16 protein-coding genes and 1 tRNA gene are annotated in these 14,698 nt (G+C 44.2%); 7 read left to right on the forward strand and 10 right to left on the reverse strand.

Annotated elements, in window-relative coordinates; translation table 11 throughout:
• Window positions 1-27: 27 nt before the first annotated feature.
• The 6 genes from AC3B4V_RS13850 to AC3B4V_RS13875 all read right to left on the reverse strand — a co-directional run bounded on the left by AC3B4V_RS13850 (window position 28) and on the right by AC3B4V_RS13875 (window position 4,662).
• Window positions 28-540 (reverse strand): type 1 glutamine amidotransferase domain-containing protein, encoded by a 513-nt coding sequence (locus tag AC3B4V_RS13850; RefSeq protein WP_488378730.1) that lies wholly within the window; start codon window positions 538-540, stop codon window positions 28-30.
• Between the two features lie 26 nt (window positions 541-566).
• Window positions 567-740 carry a hypothetical protein gene (locus tag AC3B4V_RS13855; RefSeq protein ID WP_023467179.1) on the reverse strand — a complete coding sequence of 58 codons (174 nt, stop codon included), beginning with the start codon at window positions 738-740 and terminating at the stop codon, window positions 567-569.
• Between the two features lie 32 nt (window positions 741-772).
• Entirely contained in the window at window positions 773-1,207 is a 435-nt protein-coding gene (locus AC3B4V_RS13860) for an organic hydroperoxide resistance protein (RefSeq protein WP_023467178.1), read from the reverse strand.
• 175 nt (window positions 1,208-1,382) lie between these two features.
• Window positions 1,383-2,720, reverse strand: coding sequence for a hemolysin family protein (locus AC3B4V_RS13865; protein WP_047395079.1), 1,338 nt, complete (start codon window positions 2,718-2,720; stop codon window positions 1,383-1,385).
• 192 nt (window positions 2,721-2,912) lie between these two features.
• Window positions 2,913-3,395 carry a DUF456 domain-containing protein gene (locus AC3B4V_RS13870; protein ID WP_488378731.1) on the reverse strand — a complete coding sequence of 161 codons (483 nt, stop codon included), beginning with the start codon at window positions 3,393-3,395 and terminating at the stop codon, window positions 2,913-2,915.
• A gap of 37 nt (window positions 3,396-3,432) precedes the next feature.
• A complete protein-coding gene (locus AC3B4V_RS13875) occupies window positions 3,433-4,662 on the reverse strand; it encodes a DUF2254 domain-containing protein (protein ID WP_488378732.1) in 1,230 nt (409 codons plus the stop codon).
• A gap of 182 nt (window positions 4,663-4,844) precedes the next feature.
• On the opposite strand from AC3B4V_RS13875, the gene AC3B4V_RS13880 reads away from it, so the two are divergent.
• Together AC3B4V_RS13880 and AC3B4V_RS13885 are read left to right on the forward strand one after the other, a co-directional pair.
• Window positions 4,845-6,329 carry an aldehyde dehydrogenase family protein gene (locus AC3B4V_RS13880; RefSeq protein ID WP_488378733.1) on the forward strand — a complete coding sequence of 495 codons (1,485 nt, stop codon included), beginning with the start codon at window positions 4,845-4,847 and terminating at the stop codon, window positions 6,327-6,329.
• Window positions 6,330-6,385: 56 nt separating this feature from the next.
• Window positions 6,386-6,775, forward strand: a complete 390-nt coding sequence (locus tag AC3B4V_RS13885; protein WP_029340806.1) for a tautomerase family protein — start codon at window positions 6,386-6,388, stop codon at window positions 6,773-6,775.
• Between the two features lie 107 nt (window positions 6,776-6,882).
• Here the strand turns inward: AC3B4V_RS13885 and yidD are convergent, their stop codons facing one another.
• Window positions 6,883-7,167, reverse strand: coding sequence for a membrane protein insertion efficiency factor YidD (yidD, locus tag AC3B4V_RS13890; RefSeq protein ID WP_023467166.1), 285 nt, complete (start codon window positions 7,165-7,167; stop codon window positions 6,883-6,885).
• 104 nt (window positions 7,168-7,271) lie between these two features.
• Between yidD and AC3B4V_RS13895 the strand changes: the two genes are divergently transcribed.
• The 3 genes from AC3B4V_RS13895 (at window position 7,272) to AC3B4V_RS13905 (ending at window position 11,249) form a co-directional block, all read left to right on the forward strand.
• Window positions 7,272-8,237, forward strand: coding sequence for a quinone oxidoreductase family protein (locus AC3B4V_RS13895; RefSeq protein WP_488378734.1), 966 nt, complete (start codon window positions 7,272-7,274; stop codon window positions 8,235-8,237).
• A gap of 152 nt (window positions 8,238-8,389) precedes the next feature.
• Window positions 8,390-10,708 carry a YhgE/Pip domain-containing protein gene (locus tag AC3B4V_RS13900; protein ID WP_290716470.1) on the forward strand — a complete coding sequence of 773 codons (2,319 nt, stop codon included), beginning with the start codon at window positions 8,390-8,392 and terminating at the stop codon, window positions 10,706-10,708.
• Complete coding sequence (locus tag AC3B4V_RS13905) at window positions 10,695-11,249, forward strand: TetR/AcrR family transcriptional regulator (RefSeq protein ID WP_488378735.1); 555 nt, start codon at window positions 10,695-10,697, stop codon at window positions 11,247-11,249. Before AC3B4V_RS13900 ends, AC3B4V_RS13905 begins: the two co-directional genes overlap by 14 nt.
• 43 nt (window positions 11,250-11,292) lie before the next feature.
• Here AC3B4V_RS13905 and AC3B4V_RS13910 read toward each other — a convergent pair whose 3' ends face one another.
• The gene (locus AC3B4V_RS13910) at window positions 11,293-11,901 is read right to left on the reverse strand and encodes a sterol desaturase family protein (RefSeq protein WP_488378736.1); all 609 of its coding nucleotides are present in this window, start codon (window positions 11,899-11,901) and stop codon (window positions 11,293-11,295) included.
• A gap of 126 nt (window positions 11,902-12,027) precedes the next feature.
• Here AC3B4V_RS13910 and AC3B4V_RS13915 point away from each other — a divergent pair, with 126 nt between their 5' ends.
• A complete protein-coding gene (locus tag AC3B4V_RS13915) occupies window positions 12,028-12,306 on the forward strand; it encodes a hypothetical protein (protein WP_050678090.1) in 279 nt (92 codons plus the stop codon).
• A 35-nt stretch (window positions 12,307-12,341) separates the two neighbouring features.
• Here the strand turns inward: AC3B4V_RS13915 and AC3B4V_RS13920 are convergent, their stop codons facing one another.
• Window positions 12,342-13,076, reverse strand: coding sequence for a metallophosphoesterase family protein (locus AC3B4V_RS13920; protein ID WP_488378737.1), 735 nt, complete (start codon window positions 13,074-13,076; stop codon window positions 12,342-12,344).
• A gap of 360 nt (window positions 13,077-13,436) precedes the next feature.
• On the opposite strand from AC3B4V_RS13920, the gene AC3B4V_RS13925 reads away from it, so the two are divergent.
• Window positions 13,437-14,459 (forward strand): PTS sugar transporter subunit IIC, encoded by a 1,023-nt coding sequence (locus AC3B4V_RS13925; protein ID WP_029340800.1) that lies wholly within the window; start codon window positions 13,437-13,439, stop codon window positions 14,457-14,459.
• A 97-nt stretch (window positions 14,460-14,556) separates the two neighbouring features.
• Here the strand turns inward: AC3B4V_RS13925 and AC3B4V_RS13930 are convergent.
• Window positions 14,557-14,629 (reverse strand) — tRNA-Val (locus tag AC3B4V_RS13930).
• Between the last annotated feature and the right edge of the window lie 69 nt (window positions 14,630-14,698).

Raw genomic sequence — 14,698 nt, forward strand, 5'->3', positions numbered from 1 at the left:
GCAGTGCTGATTTTTCGTTTCATGGTATTAGCCGAGTTTAGCTACGATTTCCCGATTGAACGCAGGAATGTCATCTGGTTGACGACTTGAGACGAAATTATCGTCGACGACGACTTCTTCATCTGCAAAGTCCACACCAGCATTTTCTAAATCGATTCGAATCGATTTATAACCTGTCATTTTTCTTCCTTTGACGATTTTTGCATTAATCATCAATTGTGGTCCATGGCAGATCGAGAAAATCGGTTTTTTCGACATATCGAATTCTTCAACGAATGAGACGAAACGCTCGTCTTCCCGTAATAGATCCGGTGAAAATCCGCCTGGAATCAGGAGAGCATCGTAGTCTGCTGCTGAAGTCTCATCAATCGAGAGATCAACATTTACTTTTGCCTCTTCCTGCTTCCCAACGAGTTCTGCACCTTTTTTGGAACCAATGACAGTGATTTCATGCCCTGCTTCTTTTAATGCATCAACCGGTCCTGTGAATTCTACATCTTCAAAATGATCGGCGAGTACAACGGCTACTTTTTTAGACATGTGATTCATCCCCCAAGTTGTTTGATTTAGATTGGATCTTCTCCGCGATCTCGTGGAGAAACCGTATCATCTGGCATTTCGTCTTTTCCTTTTAGGATTTCCTTTTGCTGCTCCTCTGTCAGTTTCCGTTCTTTATCCGACAGACGATCCCGTTCATCTTCAAACTCTTCATTTGGACGATCGGTTTCTTTCGGTGCCATGGAAAACCCTCCTTATGATCCGTCGCTTATACTTATAATGAATCGACGACTTTAACAGAAAGATCGACATCAATGTTGCCACGTGTCGCTTTCGAGTACGGGCAGAAGTTGTGTGTCTTCTCTAGTAAGTCTTCGGCTTCTTCTTGCGATACGCCAACGACCTCGACGACGAGTTTCGCTGCAATTTTTACACCGTTATCCGCTTCGTCCTGTAAGAGGCTGACTTCTGAATTCGTCCGCGTCTCGACTCGTTTTTTTGCTTGGCGCGCCATTAAATTATAGGCACCATCAAAACAAGCGGCATATCCTGCTGCGAATAACTGTTCCGGGTTTGATGTCGGAATGTCTTCTTTGCCTTTTGTTCCTGGCATGACTAAATCGAGATTAATGACGTTATCGTCTGAAGCAACTTTCCCGTCGCGACCACCGACTGCAGATGCACGTGAAGTAAGAATGACGTTTGACATAATAAAAAACCCCTTTTCCTGTTGAATTAAAAAATGCTTTTTTGCCACATAGACAGTAATACCCGTCAGTGAGGGAGATAAACACAAGAGGTGTCTATCACCTTAGCTGATTCATTTTTTAGTAGACAAAAAAAGACGATGAACTCGAAGTCCATCGTCCTGCACATTCTATTTCTTATCCGATCTCTTCTGTTGCAGTTTCTTCTCGATCAGGCAATTGAAGATAAATTGATTTGACTTGATGATTATCGACTTCCATGACTTTGATCGTGTATTCCTGATAGCGGAATTCTTGGCCACTCGACACTTCCGTATCCTGTGCCATGACCCAGCCACCAATCGTATCGATGTCTTCTTCTTCGATTCCTAGGTTAAAGCGTTCATTTAGGTCATCAATCAAGACACGGCCTGAGATCCGGTATAATCGCTCATGAATTTGTTCGATATCTGCTTTCTCATCCTTATCGAATTCATCTCGGATTTCTCCAACGATTTCTTCCAATATGTCTTCCATCGTAATCACACCGGCTGTACCACCATACTCATCAATGACGAGTGCCATTGGCGTCCGTTCCACCTGCATTTTCAACATAGCGTCTTGAAGCGGTGAATACTCGGATACAATCGGCAAGTTGTGGATGTAATAGCTTAATGCTTTTCCTTTGTTAGCCATATGATCCGTAAATAATTGTTTTGCATTGATGAATCCAAGGATTTTATCCTTATCTCCTTCTTCCGCTACTGGGTAACGTGTGAACTGATACTCTTCAACGAGACGAATGATGTCCTCCATCGATGCATCGTTCGAGATCGTGATTAAGTCCGTCCGCGGTAACATGATATCTTTCGCGATCCGCTCATCGAACGAGAAGATGTTCTGCATGTAAGAAAGCTCAGTCTGGTTGATTTCTCCACTCTTATAACTCTGTGTCATGATGATTTTAATCTCTTCTTCAGAATGGACTTCTTCGTGTCCCGCTGGCTCGACACCAAATAACCGAAGGATGATTCGTGCTGAACCGTTCAATGTCCAGATGAAAGGTTTCATGATTTTACCGAACCAATAAAGTGGTGGCGCGAGTAGCATCGTGATGGCTTCCGTTTTTTGAATCGCCAAAGACTTTGGAGCAAGCTCTCCAAGTACGACATGAAGAAACGTTACAATCGAGAATGCAAGAACGAACGAAATGATCGTCGAGACGGAGTTCGGAATATCAATTTCTTCGAACAACATACCGAGAATCGCACCTACCGTTGATTCTCCTAACCATCCGAGACCAAGCGCTGTCACGGTAATTCCAAGTTGACAGGCCGATAAATAATAATCCAAATTCTCGAGTAGCCTCTTCGCCACTTTCGCAGTCTTGCTTCCTTCTGTAATCAACTGATCGATTCGAGACATTCGCATTTTGACGACCGAAAATTCGGCAGCTACAAAAAAAGCTGTTAAGACGATGAGTAGTGCAATGACGAGTAGTCGAATGATGATCGTCGTCGTGTCGAATGTCTCCATTGAGTGTGTACTGTCCAATCGTTTCCCCGAAAAAAGGGGATTCACCTCCATTAATATAAAGCCAGATGCCGAGGCATCTGGTGGTTTACAGCAAAAAGAAGCTTCAAACTTTCAAAGCTTCCCTACTTTTTCATATTCATACTATAACGGAACTTTCATAAAATGTGTACTTGAAGACATCATTTCAATTCATCAGACGACATAGAGAATAAAGATCACGATCATGAGTAACATCGCGACTCCCTTTAACAATGCACTTGATAAGATACCAAGGACTGTTCCGATCCCGACTGAAACCGAGGTTTGCCATGTCTTTTTACTAATGATTTTTTCCGTCAAGATGGCAAAGACGAACGGGAAAATTAATAATCCGATTCCTGGCAAAATAAATGGTCCCGCAATCAATCCGACTGTCGTCGCAATCTTAGCTGCTTGTGAGCCTCCCCGTCGATCGACGGTGTAGGCGCTAACGAGATAATCGAGTGTGAATAAGAGAATGATGAATATCGCTTGAATCACCCAAAAACTAATCGATAATTCAGAGAACCCGAATCCGAATCCATAAATCAAAAAGCCCACTACTAAAATCGGTGCACTTGGGATGATCGGATAAACGAGACCTGCAAAAGCGACTAGAAAACAGACGACGATCAGACTCCATAACAAGATTGTCACTTTCTATCCCTCCCTTCTTTTGATTCTCTTGCCCTTATTACGATGAAGGGGAGACAAAAGTTTCATTCAACGCCCGATGGATTTGATTTTTTAAAAAATCTCGATCCCAGTCGTTCATTGTTTCAAAACGCACTTCCGAACAGATATATGGAATGAACCGTTGAATCGTTTCATAGTGAGCAGGTAAGGATTGCCGCTTCATTGTTCCAAGCGATTCGAGCATCGTCGCGAGAACCGAAATATCCTCTGCTCCATAATGTCGTAGTTGATAAAACGTCGTGTACAACAATTGTTGGTAAGTTTCCCGGACGATGACGTGCTGCTTGTCCTCGCCAACAACCAGCACACCATCTGGTATTACGGCATACTGTCGCATTAAGTCACCAATGATCCGAATCGCATGTCTTGCTGTATTTGGATCATTGATCCCTGGAGAAATAGCACGTAAAGCAACTTCACTTAATTTTTCAAGAACGAATGCAAAATCCTGTTCTGAAGATTTCGTCGGCCCAATCAAGATACTTTCATTGATATCCCGGCAAGTTGCCCGTCCGATGGCTTCTCCCTCTGTTACGAATGAGCCGACCGTTCGATCAATATACACGCGGTCTTTCTGATCAAAAGCATCATAATCGACTGCTTGAATATATCCGGTTCGTGTTGCCTGAATAAGATGTGGATAATTTGTCGTCATCTTTCTTTCAGTAATCTTCTGTTCTCCTGATTCTAGATGTTCGATTTGACGTTTTAACAATTCGTTCCCTTCTTCGTGTAATCGATCCAGTAATGTCGTCACGCGAATCGATTGGCTGACGATGTGAATGAATGCGACAAATGCCACGATCGATATCAACACAACGAGAACCGCTACTGCCGAAGCAAGGACGCTCGTCTTCAAAGCCGGACGAAGGAAAAAGAGCATCGTCATCGAGTAACTGACCGCCCCAATGAATATGCCGAATATGTGTTGTACCTGCCGATTCTCGATGAAGTTAGGTAGTGTCCGTGGAGAAAATTGTGAAGAATACGTTGTTAGGACGACCAAAATGGTTGAGAAAGTGAATGTCATCATAGCGAGCAGTCCTGTGAAGACTGAGCTATGAATCGCTTGTGCTAAATCAAGTGTTGTCTTCCAAGTGACGGGAAACCACTTCGATACATAAGAATCGGTCCAAATAACGATCCCGGTCAGTCCTATACCGATGAGCCCATAAAGTAGTGGCCACCACCAATTGATTTCTCGAGACAGGACTTTCAGCTTCTTCAAAATAAAATGCCTCCTTTTTATAGCACTATATTGATTGTTTTCCTGATTCAGAGCTCTTTAAAACCAGCATTCCTTATCTGATTTTGAGCAATAAATTTGGTCGAAGTGCACGGATGTGTTTTACTTCTTTTCATAACGTGAATAACTTAATTGTTATGAAAACGAATGGGAGATGAAATGATATGGCTCAACAAAACGAAGCAACACTGCATACAGATTTCACGAAGATTTATATTGACGGTCAGTGGCGCACAGGCGCAAGTGACAGCAACATGACGAACACGAATCCTTTTACGGGTGAAGAACTCTTCACGATCTCTGCAGCGAATCAACAAGATTTAGATGACGCATATGAAGCGGCTCAAGTCGCTCAAAAAGACTGGGCAAAAGTTCCTGCCTTAAAACGTCAAGGTCTCATCGAAAACTTCTTGAAAGTCTTGTACGAGGAGAAAGAAACGATTATCGAATGGTTGATTAAAGAGTCCGGAAGTACACGCATCAAAGCGGAAGGTGAATTTCTTGCTTCTGTCTTGATCGTCAAGGAAGCTGCGACATTCCCACTTCGGATGCACGGTGAAATTCGTCCATCGGTTGTACCAGGCAAGGAAAACCGGATTTACCGTAAAGCACTTGGCGTCATCGGTGTCATCAGCCCATGGAACTTCCCGTTCCACTTAGCTGTACGGTCGATCGCTACTGCCATTGCTATCGGGAACGCAGTCGTTGTTAAACCAGCTACGGACACACCTGTTTCAGGCGGATTGATTTTTGCTAGTCTATTTGAAAAAGCTGGATTGCCAAAAGGTGTCTTGAATATCATCGTCGGTCGCGGTTCAGAAATCGGTGATGCTATCGTCGAACATCCTGTACCACGCTTGATTTCATTCACAGGATCAACTGAAGTTGGTCGTCATATCGGTGAACTTGCTGGTAAACACCTGAAGAAAACAGCGCTTGAACTTGGCGGAAACAACGTCTTCGTCGTACTTGATGATGCTGATCTCGATCGTGCGGTCGAATCTGCTGTCTATAGTAAGTTCTATCACCAAGGTCAAATTTGTATGTCGACGAACCGAATTCTCGTCGCTTCTTCGATTCATGATGAATTCGTCGAAAAATACGTCGCTCGTGTAAAAGAGCTACAATACGGTGATCCATCACATGATCGGACACAAGTCGGACCGCTCATCAACCAATCACAAGTTGAACGGATTCTTGAAGATCTCGAGAAAACAAAAGCTGCGGGTGCAACCGTTCGTGTCGGCGGCGAAGCAAAAGATAACGTCATCGCACCTACTGTCGTGACTGGTGTTACGAATGATATGCCACTCGCTAAAAATGAAATCTTCGGACCGGTCGCTGTCATCATCCCGTTCGATACGGATGAAGAGGCACTCGAAATCGCAAACTCACTTCCATACGGATTGAGTGGTGCTGTCCATGGTTCTTCTATCGAACGCGCGACTGCTTTTGCACTTGAAGTCGAGACAGGTATGATTCACATCAACGACCAATCAGTCAATGATGAGCCGCATATGCCATTTGGTGGTGAAAAAGATTCAGGGCTCGGTCGCTTTAACGGCGAGTGGGTACTTGAAGAATTCTCGACTGTCCAATGGTTGTCTGTCATGCACGATCGTCGTCAATACAAACCATTCTTTGAGTAATATATGAGTAGGGTTTTCCCCCTACTCTACATAATTTTGTTAAGGAGTGATTTCACATGCCGTTATTACGATTCGACGTCATTGAAGGACGTTCAGAAGAAGAGTTAAAAACGTTACTCGACACCGCACACGATGCGATGGTCGAAGCATTTGATGTGCCGGAGCGCGATCGTTATCAAATCGTGCACACGCATAAAGCGCATGAGATGGTCATTCAAGATACAGGACTTGGGTTTGAACGGAGTAAAGATATCGTCCTCATCAGTGTGACGAGTAAAACGCGGACGGAAGAGAAAAAACAACGTCTCTACCAATTACTCGCCGAACGCTTACAAGCAAACTGCGGACTCGCACCGACTGATTTGATGGTTTCAATCGTCGAAAATGATGCGGCCGACTGGAGCTTCGGTCTTGGCGAAGCACAGTTTTTAACGGGCAAACTTTGATGGTCTGTAAGTAGAATAAAAAGGGAAGTATGTTATCGGTAATGTCCGGTAACATACTTCCCTTTTTTGTTCTTACTTCATTAAACAAGAGAGAACCTTCATATGACTTACTCCTTCGTTTCTTCCGCCTTCTCCCGTGGATTTTCCCGTTGCAGCGGTGCTTTCCAACTAAATTGATCGGGTTCTGGAACGAAGTCAAGACCACCTGGGTGGAACGGTTGGCACCGTAACAATCGACGCGTCGTCAAATAACTACCTTTTACCGCACCATGACGTTCTATCGCCTCCATACCGTAATGGGAGCACGTTGGATAGAATCGACATGTAGCTGGTTTCATGGGAGAGATGACTTTTTGATAAAAACGAATTCCTCCCATTAAGACACGCTTCATACTGTCCCTTCTTTCATCTTTTTTTCTAGTGTAACGCATCTGGTCATCATTTTCAGATGTTCTGCCTTATACTAAAAGCAGATTTAAAAGAAGGATGTGTTGAGATGAAGGCATTAACTTTCCACGAATTCGGAGGTTCTGATGTATTACGCTTCGAAGACGTACCAACGCCAACAATTACTGAACAGGAAGTTCTGATTGAAATGAAAGCGATCGGTCTGAATTTTGCAGACATCTATCGCCGAAAAGGAAACTATCATTTAGAAGGTGAGCCTCCCTATATTTTAGGTTACGAAGGTTCAGGCATCATCACTGCGGTCGGTACAGCTGTTTCAACGTTCCACGTAGGTCAACGAGTTGCTTTTGCGGACGTTCCGCTTGCGAATGCTGAGTACGTCGCAGCACCCGTCGATAAATTGATTCCGCTTCCTGACGATATCTCATACGAAACAGCAGCTTCTGTCTTATTACAAGGGTTAACAGCGCATTATTTAACTCGAGATAGCTATCTTGTCCAACCGGGAGATGTCGTCTTAGTGCATGCAGCTGCCGGTGGCGTTGGTCAGTTGTTGACACAGCTCATTCGTTTACTTGGAGCAACTCCGATTGGATTGACGTCTTCTCCTGAGAAAGCACAGATCGCTAAAACTGCGGGCTGTGAATCTGTCTATTTATATTCTGAGAACTGGGTCGAGCATGTGCTCGCGCAAACTTCTGGTAAAGGGGTTGATGTGGTCTACGAATCCATTGGTTCTACCTTAATGGATAGTTTCCATGTGACAAAAGTCCATGGAACGGTTGTCTTCTATGGTATGGCAGGCGGCGATCCCGTATCTGTCGACCCTCGCTTCTTGATGGATACATCCAAAACATTGACGGGTGGTGACCTTTGGAACGTATTAACATCTTCTGAAGAACGAATCCGTAGATCCGGTGAATTATTTGATTGGATTCTATCCAATCATCTCACCCTGTCTTCTCCTACAACATTCAGATTATCTGATGGCAAAGCAGCACATGACTTTTTAGAAAGTCGACGCAGTACAGGAAAACTACTTTTGCTTCCTTAACTCGTTTTTTCCAAGACGGCTCCCTGCGAGTCGTCTTTTTTATGTGAAATTAGAATTATCGATTGATTTTTTTTAATGAAGAGAGTAAAGTAAATCTCATCAAAACCTAAAACTCAAATAAGTTTTGAGTTTTAGAAAGGGGATTTGTATTTATGTTTCGCTCAGAATGGAAGAAATTGAAGAGTCCGATGATGATTGTCGTCATTCTCGCCCTCATCCTCGTACCATTTCTCTACAACTCCATCTTCTTATCTGCATTCTGGGACCCATACGGTCAAACAGAAGATATTAAGGTCGCTATCGTCAACGAAGACAAGGCGACGAAGTTTAAAGGAGAGAAAGTCGACATCGGGGATCAATTCGTCGACAAACTCAAAAAAAATGATGATTTTGATTGGCAGTTCTTATCTAAGGACAAAGCCGAAAAAGAACTACGTGACGGCAAAATCTATATGACGGTCGTCATCCCGAAGAACTTCTCTAAAAATGCAACGACACTACTCGATGATCATCCGAAGAAGATTGAGTTGGAGTATTACTTGAATCCAGCCAAAAACTACTCGGGGACACAAATTTCGAGTACGGCTGCAAAACAATTAAACGAAAAGATCCGAAAATCCGTGACGAAACAATATAGTAGTGCGATCTTCGGTGCGTTAAAGAAAATCGCAAACGGTATGGAAAAGGCATCGGACGGTTCTTCTAAACTAGAAGATGGCAACCACAAAACAGCGGATGGTGCGAAAACACTGGCAACGAACCTTGGAAAACTTGCGGATGGCAGTCTGACACTGTCCGAAAAACTCGGGGAAGCAAATCAAGGTTCTAAAAAACTCAGTGATGGCGTCACGACACTTGACGAAAAGACTGCCCTCTTCGCCCAAAAAACGGGTGAGTTGTCTTCTGGGTTGAACACGCTAGACGAAAATGGTGGCAAATTACAAGCCGGTGCTGCACAACTCGAAGACGGAGCAACGAAACTCAGTGGTGGCTCGACACAAGTCCGTCAAGGAGCAGAGCAATTGGCTGCAGGTACGGCCCAGCTTAATGAAAAAATCCCTCAATTGACGGATGGATTAAATCAATTGGATGAAAAAGCACAAGCTGCCAACGCCTTTTTAACACAACTCAATCAAGATGCTGAAAAAGCGAAACAAGATTTACGAGCGCGTCGTGAAGCACTTGAAGCAAACGTCGCACAACTAAAAGAAGTCATTTCTGCTTCTGAACAGTTATCGGATGAAGAAAAACAAACATTGCTCGGTTCTATTGGTTCATTAGAAGAAAATATTCAAAACCTTGCTGCCCAAGAAGGTGCAATTGATCAGAGTCTTGCTCAAGCAACAGAAGCAACGAAGAAAATCGGTCAACTCGCTGCAGGTGGTCAACAAGTCGAATCAGCTGTATCACAACTGAACGCCGGTCAATTGAAACTCGTTGACGGTGCGAAACAAGTCGAATCTGGCGCACAACAATTAGCAAGCGGTCAACAAACATTCAATGAAAAACTTGGTCAATACACTGCTGGTGTGCATAAAGCCGCAACAGGTGGTGCACAACTGGCTGATGGGGCTAATCAGCTTTCAGATGGCACACACCAACTCCAAACAGGAGCTAGCGCGTTAAATAACGGGTTAGGTCAATTGGCATCTGGTTCAACTACGATTACAGACGGAATCGGCAAAACGACCGATGGGGCTTCAAAAATCGCGGATGCCAATACTAAACTTGAAGATGGGGCTAAAACATTGAAGGACGAGCTCAGCAAAGGAGCTAAAGACGCAACCGTCAAGCCGACTAAAGAGCGGGATAATATGCTGGCAGAACCTGTCGTCTTAAAAGAACATGACTATTCGACGGTCAACAACTACGGTTCTGGTTTATCAGCTTACATCCTTAGTATCGCCTTATTCGCAGGCGCCTTGATGTTCTCGTCTGTCTACCAGATTCGTCCAGAACATGGTGAAAGTCTGACATGGCGCTTCCTTGTCGGTAAATTATCACTCATCTTACCGATTGGAGCCTTACAAGGTGTCGCAGCGGCTACAGCCATCGTCTATGTCCTCGATGCTGATGTCGCGAGTGTTCCTGCGCTTTATGGATTTGCTGCCTTAACAGGGATGACGTTCATTACGATTCTGTTCACGCTCGCGATGCTACTCGGTCGCGTCGGACAGTTCCTTGCCTTCCTACTACTCCTATTACAAATCGGTGGTAGTGGTGGTACATTCCCAGTCGAGATGACGCCAAGCTTCTTCCAAGCCATCCATACGTTCTTACCAATGACGTATTCAGTCGGCGGATTCCGCGAAGCGCTTGGACTTGGTGTGACAGACGCCCTCATCTCAAACAGTCAAGTCCTTGCGACTATCTTAGTCGTCGCATTGATTATCAGCTTCGTTGGAGGGCTCGGAGCCAAGCGGATTTTACTCTCAACGAAAGTGAGACGAAAACAACATGACACAGTCTGATAAAGAAACACTGATACTAGACTCAGCGATGGCTTGCTTTTCTGAACTTGGTTATAAAGGTACGACGATCGAGCGTGTCGCCCGACGCGCTCACGTCGGAAAACCGACTGTCTATCAACTGTTTGAAAGTAAACTCAACCTGTTCGAATCGCTCGTAACACGTGTGCTGCAAGAAATGAAAGAAGAAGCAGAACGCGCTTACGTCGAACATGCGACGGTAGAAGAAAATAAACAAGCAATGATCGACGCTATCGTCTGTCATCAGCAACAACATTTGTTCATTCTTCAAATCATCGAAGAAACACGTAATCTTAAATTACAAGAAATGCAAGAACTACGGACACGGATCGAACGGCATGTCGTCGAATATCTTAAAACGCTACTCGAGACTCGCCTTGGACAAGATGATCGTGACGTACCAGTCGATGTCACCGCCTTTCTGATTTTCCGGACGTACATTGCGTTAATTGCCGAATGGCCATTGATTGCTCGACCGTTGGAATTAGATACGATTCGTCGTGCCATGCTACGCATTTTATGAATCAAAAAACCGCCGATCAGCTGATTGGCGGTTTTTCATATTCTCAATTTTTTTCTAAATTCCGTGCCGTTTGACTAGAAGTAACTGTTTTCTCATCTTTCAAAGTGCCAAACAACCAGTCCCCCATCGGATTTGATACACCAAACCAATAGTGTTCATTTTTGAAATGATGTAATAGATGCGTCTTTTTCATCCATTTTCCAAAGCGTGTTCTCGGTTTCAGCGGAACGTGTGCCACGTAATGTTTCCATTCATACACAAGCAACATGACGATCAATCCACTCGCGGCTGCAGCTGTCGAAACGATAGATTGCGTCAGAAGATAGGTCAGAGCCGCAAAGAAACCAAGATTCGGCAAGGAATACCAGACCGGTAAAAACAACAGATGCAGTTCATTCGGATGCGCATGATGATCGTAATGAAGTCGCTTCAACAACTTTCGTCCAAGCATATTTTTAGGCGGTGGTAAATGGAACAAAAAACGATGCGTCAGGTATTCACTGAAACTAAAGACGATCAGTCCAAGACAAAAGAACAGTAAAATCGACCAATGAAACGGCTGAGCAATGGTATAACTACTTATTCCAATCAGTAGTACGAGCATGATCAAAATATCCGGAAATAGAAAAAAACGGCGATAGATGTCTGACATAGATGCCCTCTCCTTTCTTTTTTCGTTACAGCGTCTAATCGTACGTTCATCGATTCGTCATGTTTTTTACTTCAAGTCGTGTAATCATTCTCACTCTTTCCCTTATACTAAATAGGGAATGGAGTGATGATCGCTTTGAGTTTATCGACCGGAATCATCTTCGTGTTACTCGCCTATACACTCATGTCGCTCTACGACATGTGGCAGGTATATCGGACTACTAGCAAGCTTTGGATGTTTGTATTATTTCTTGCAACATTGATCAGTCTCATCGTTGCCTTTTTTGTGGCCCCTGTCCTTGCGCTATTCTTTTACTGGTCACGCCATCCATTGAAACGAAACATCGGTATCGTGTTATTGATTGTCGTGTGCCTCATCTCAATTACGACGAAGCTATCTGCTTAATCGACTTCCTTCATGAACTACTCATGAAGGTTTTTTCATGTCCTACTACCGAAGAAGAGACGGCGCATCAACTCACGTTCCGGCATCTCCGTCGTATTGAGGACGTCTAAAAATGGTCGATCATCATATGGAAGCTTCAGGATTTCTGAACGGACTTGATCCTTCTCCCAATCGATAATTGCTACTGGAGCAATAGCTGTTTCCTGACATCCAAGTGCACCTGGATTAATAAAGAGCGTTTGCTCTGTCTCGACTTGTTGCGCTGGATGATGATGACCGAATCCAATGATCCGCGCCTCACTTCCAGCAAACAGGACGGATAAGTTTTCTTTCGTTCCATCCACCGCTTGCTTTAACGGCTCTTCACCAATCTTCTTCGTCTGGTCGGCATAAGCATAGTGCGTCAGGTGCATCGTTTGTTCCTGATGCATGATATTTAAGACACGCGGTAATCGTTCCAAATACTTTTGATTTTCTTGCGTCAACGTATCCGCAATCCATTGGTGGTGCTCTTTAGCATGGCGGTAACTATCGGGATAGTTCTCCCCATGGATTAAAGCAAGGACACATTCATCATGATTCCCAGAAATCGTTTGAATATCAAGTCGTTGCTTCAATAGATCAATGACTTCATTATGCTCTGGTCCAATGCCGACAAGATCACCGAGACAATAGACGGCATCGATATCTGGTTGTTGATCAAGATAGGACAATACCGCACGTAATGCTGATGCATTGCCATGAATATCTGTAAAAAGCATCACTTTCATGTAAACGCCTCCATTGTTGTTAAATTAGGATTTCCCGATGATACCGTGAATTCCTGTCAGATTTCAGGAAAAAATAAATTGTCAGAAAATATTGATTATTATTCAAGAGCGTGTTAGGCTTAGAAAAATTCACAGAGAGGGGCACGATCGAATGATTCCGACGCAACAGCCATTTAACCAAGTTGGACGACTGATTATTCTATGCATGAGGGACTGAAAACTTTTCCGATGATGAAACGGAAATGATTTTTGGGCCCTTCTTTCGATGCATCGAATGAGGCGCCCGCACAGAATGAGTGGCGCCTATCCCAAAAACGGATAGGCTTTTTTCATGGCAAAAAATAGAGATAGATAGAGAGGATGACAACGTTGAAAGAATATGCGATGGATCGAATGGTAAAAGTATCAGCTGGAATGGCAAATGCCGTTCTTGTAACACTCGGTGTCGGACTCCTGATTGAGACGCTCGGAAATCTTCTACATATCCAAATGCTACTGACGATTGGTGGTGTCGCAAAAGTACTACTCGCCCCTGCGCTTGGTGCCGGTATTGCCTTTCAGCTCGGAGGAAACACACTTGTCCTGTTCAGCGCAATGATCGCAGCGACGATTGGTGGTGCCGCTCTTCAATCGACTGCTTCTGGACTCGTTCTTGTACCCGGTCAACCAATCAGTGCGTTACTCGCAGCTGCTGTCGCTGTATACGTCGGAAAACGCATGACTGGAAAAACGAAATTTGACATGATGGTGATCCCGATGAGTGCTGTCCTTGCTGGTGGCGTGACTGGAATTGGTGCTGCTGCCGTCACGACACCACTCCTTACAAAATTCAGTGCCATGATCACGGCTTCAGTCGAGTCTTCTCCTATTGCTACATCTCTTGTCATTGCACTCATCTTTAGTGTCTTATTGATGTCTCCTGCTTCGTCCGCTGCACTGGCTATCGCTTTGCAACTTGATCCTGTAGCAAGTGCCGCTGCGCTCATTGGCTGTTCCGCTCAATTCGTCGGCTTTACGTTGATGGCATATCGTCAGACGGATCCAGGTGGTTTGATTGCTTCATTCTTTGTAACACCTAAAGTACAATTCCCGAATATCGTTAAAAATCCACGTCTTGTCGTTGCACCGTTTCTCGCAGCGATGATTTCAGCTCCTGTCGCGACGCTCCTTCTCTCTTTGAAAGTACCGTATGAACTCGCAGGACTTGGATTAAATTCGATGATTGCCCCACTCAATATCTTCGTCAACCAAGGTCCTCAGGCGTTCCTCGTCTTCTTCTTGACTGGTGTCGTTCTACCTGGCGTCTTGACGCTTGTCTTCTATCGATTGACGACCGTCGCAGGGTGGACGAAGCGTGGCGATCTTCATCTCGAAATTCAATAAAACAGTTTACCTGCCTACCAACTATTCCTGATTGATTTCGGGAATAGTTTTTTTAACGCAAAAAAAATCGCTCCTTCAAAAAGGAGCGATTTCGGTATGATTCTGACTGGGCTCGAACCAGCGACCTCTACCCTGTCAAGGTAGCGCTCTCCCAGCTGAGCTACAGAATCATGCTGTGTTGTTACTGGGTATGTTTTTATTATAGCAGCATATCGAAAAGTGTAAAGCCTTTTTAACAA

This window comes from Exiguobacterium sp. E17S (assembly GCF_057772545.1).

Bases quoted from the DNA above. Each gene is read 5' to 3' on its own strand.
- AC3B4V_RS13850 (WP_488378730.1), bottom strand. From the start codon at position 540: ATGTCTAAAAAAGTAGCCGTTGTACTCGCCGATCATTTTGAAGATGTA.
- AC3B4V_RS13855 (WP_023467179.1), bottom strand. From the start codon at position 740: ATGGCACCGAAAGAAACCGATCGTCCAAATGAAGAGTTTGAAGATGAA.
- AC3B4V_RS13860 (WP_023467178.1), bottom strand. From the start codon at position 1,207: ATGTCAAACGTCATTCTTACTTCACGTGCATCTGCAGTCGGTGGTCGC.
- AC3B4V_RS13865 (WP_047395079.1), bottom strand. From the start codon at position 2,720: ATGGAGACATTCGACACGACGACGATCATCATTCGACTACTCGTCATT.
- AC3B4V_RS13880 (WP_488378733.1), top strand. From the start codon at position 4,845: ATGGCTCAACAAAACGAAGCAACACTGCATACAGATTTCACGAAGATT.
- AC3B4V_RS13885 (WP_029340806.1), top strand. From the start codon at position 6,386: ATGCCGTTATTACGATTCGACGTCATTGAAGGACGTTCAGAAGAAGAG.
- yidD (WP_023467166.1), bottom strand. From the start codon at position 7,167: ATGAAGCGTGTCTTAATGGGAGGAATTCGTTTTTATCAAAAAGTCATC.
- AC3B4V_RS13895 (WP_488378734.1), top strand. From the start codon at position 7,272: ATGAAGGCATTAACTTTCCACGAATTCGGAGGTTCTGATGTATTACGC.
- AC3B4V_RS13900 (WP_290716470.1), top strand. From the start codon at position 8,390: ATGTTTCGCTCAGAATGGAAGAAATTGAAGAGTCCGATGATGATTGTC.
- AC3B4V_RS13905 (WP_488378735.1), top strand. From the start codon at position 10,695: ATGACACAGTCTGATAAAGAAACACTGATACTAGACTCAGCGATGGCT.
- AC3B4V_RS13910 (WP_488378736.1), bottom strand. From the start codon at position 11,901: ATGTCAGACATCTATCGCCGTTTTTTTCTATTTCCGGATATTTTGATC.
- AC3B4V_RS13915 (WP_050678090.1), top strand. From the start codon at position 12,028: ATGATCGCTTTGAGTTTATCGACCGGAATCATCTTCGTGTTACTCGCC.
- AC3B4V_RS13920 (WP_488378737.1), bottom strand. From the start codon at position 13,076: ATGAAAGTGATGCTTTTTACAGATATTCATGGCAATGCATCAGCATTA.
- AC3B4V_RS13925 (WP_029340800.1), top strand. From the start codon at position 13,437: ATGACAACGTTGAAAGAATATGCGATGGATCGAATGGTAAAAGTATCA.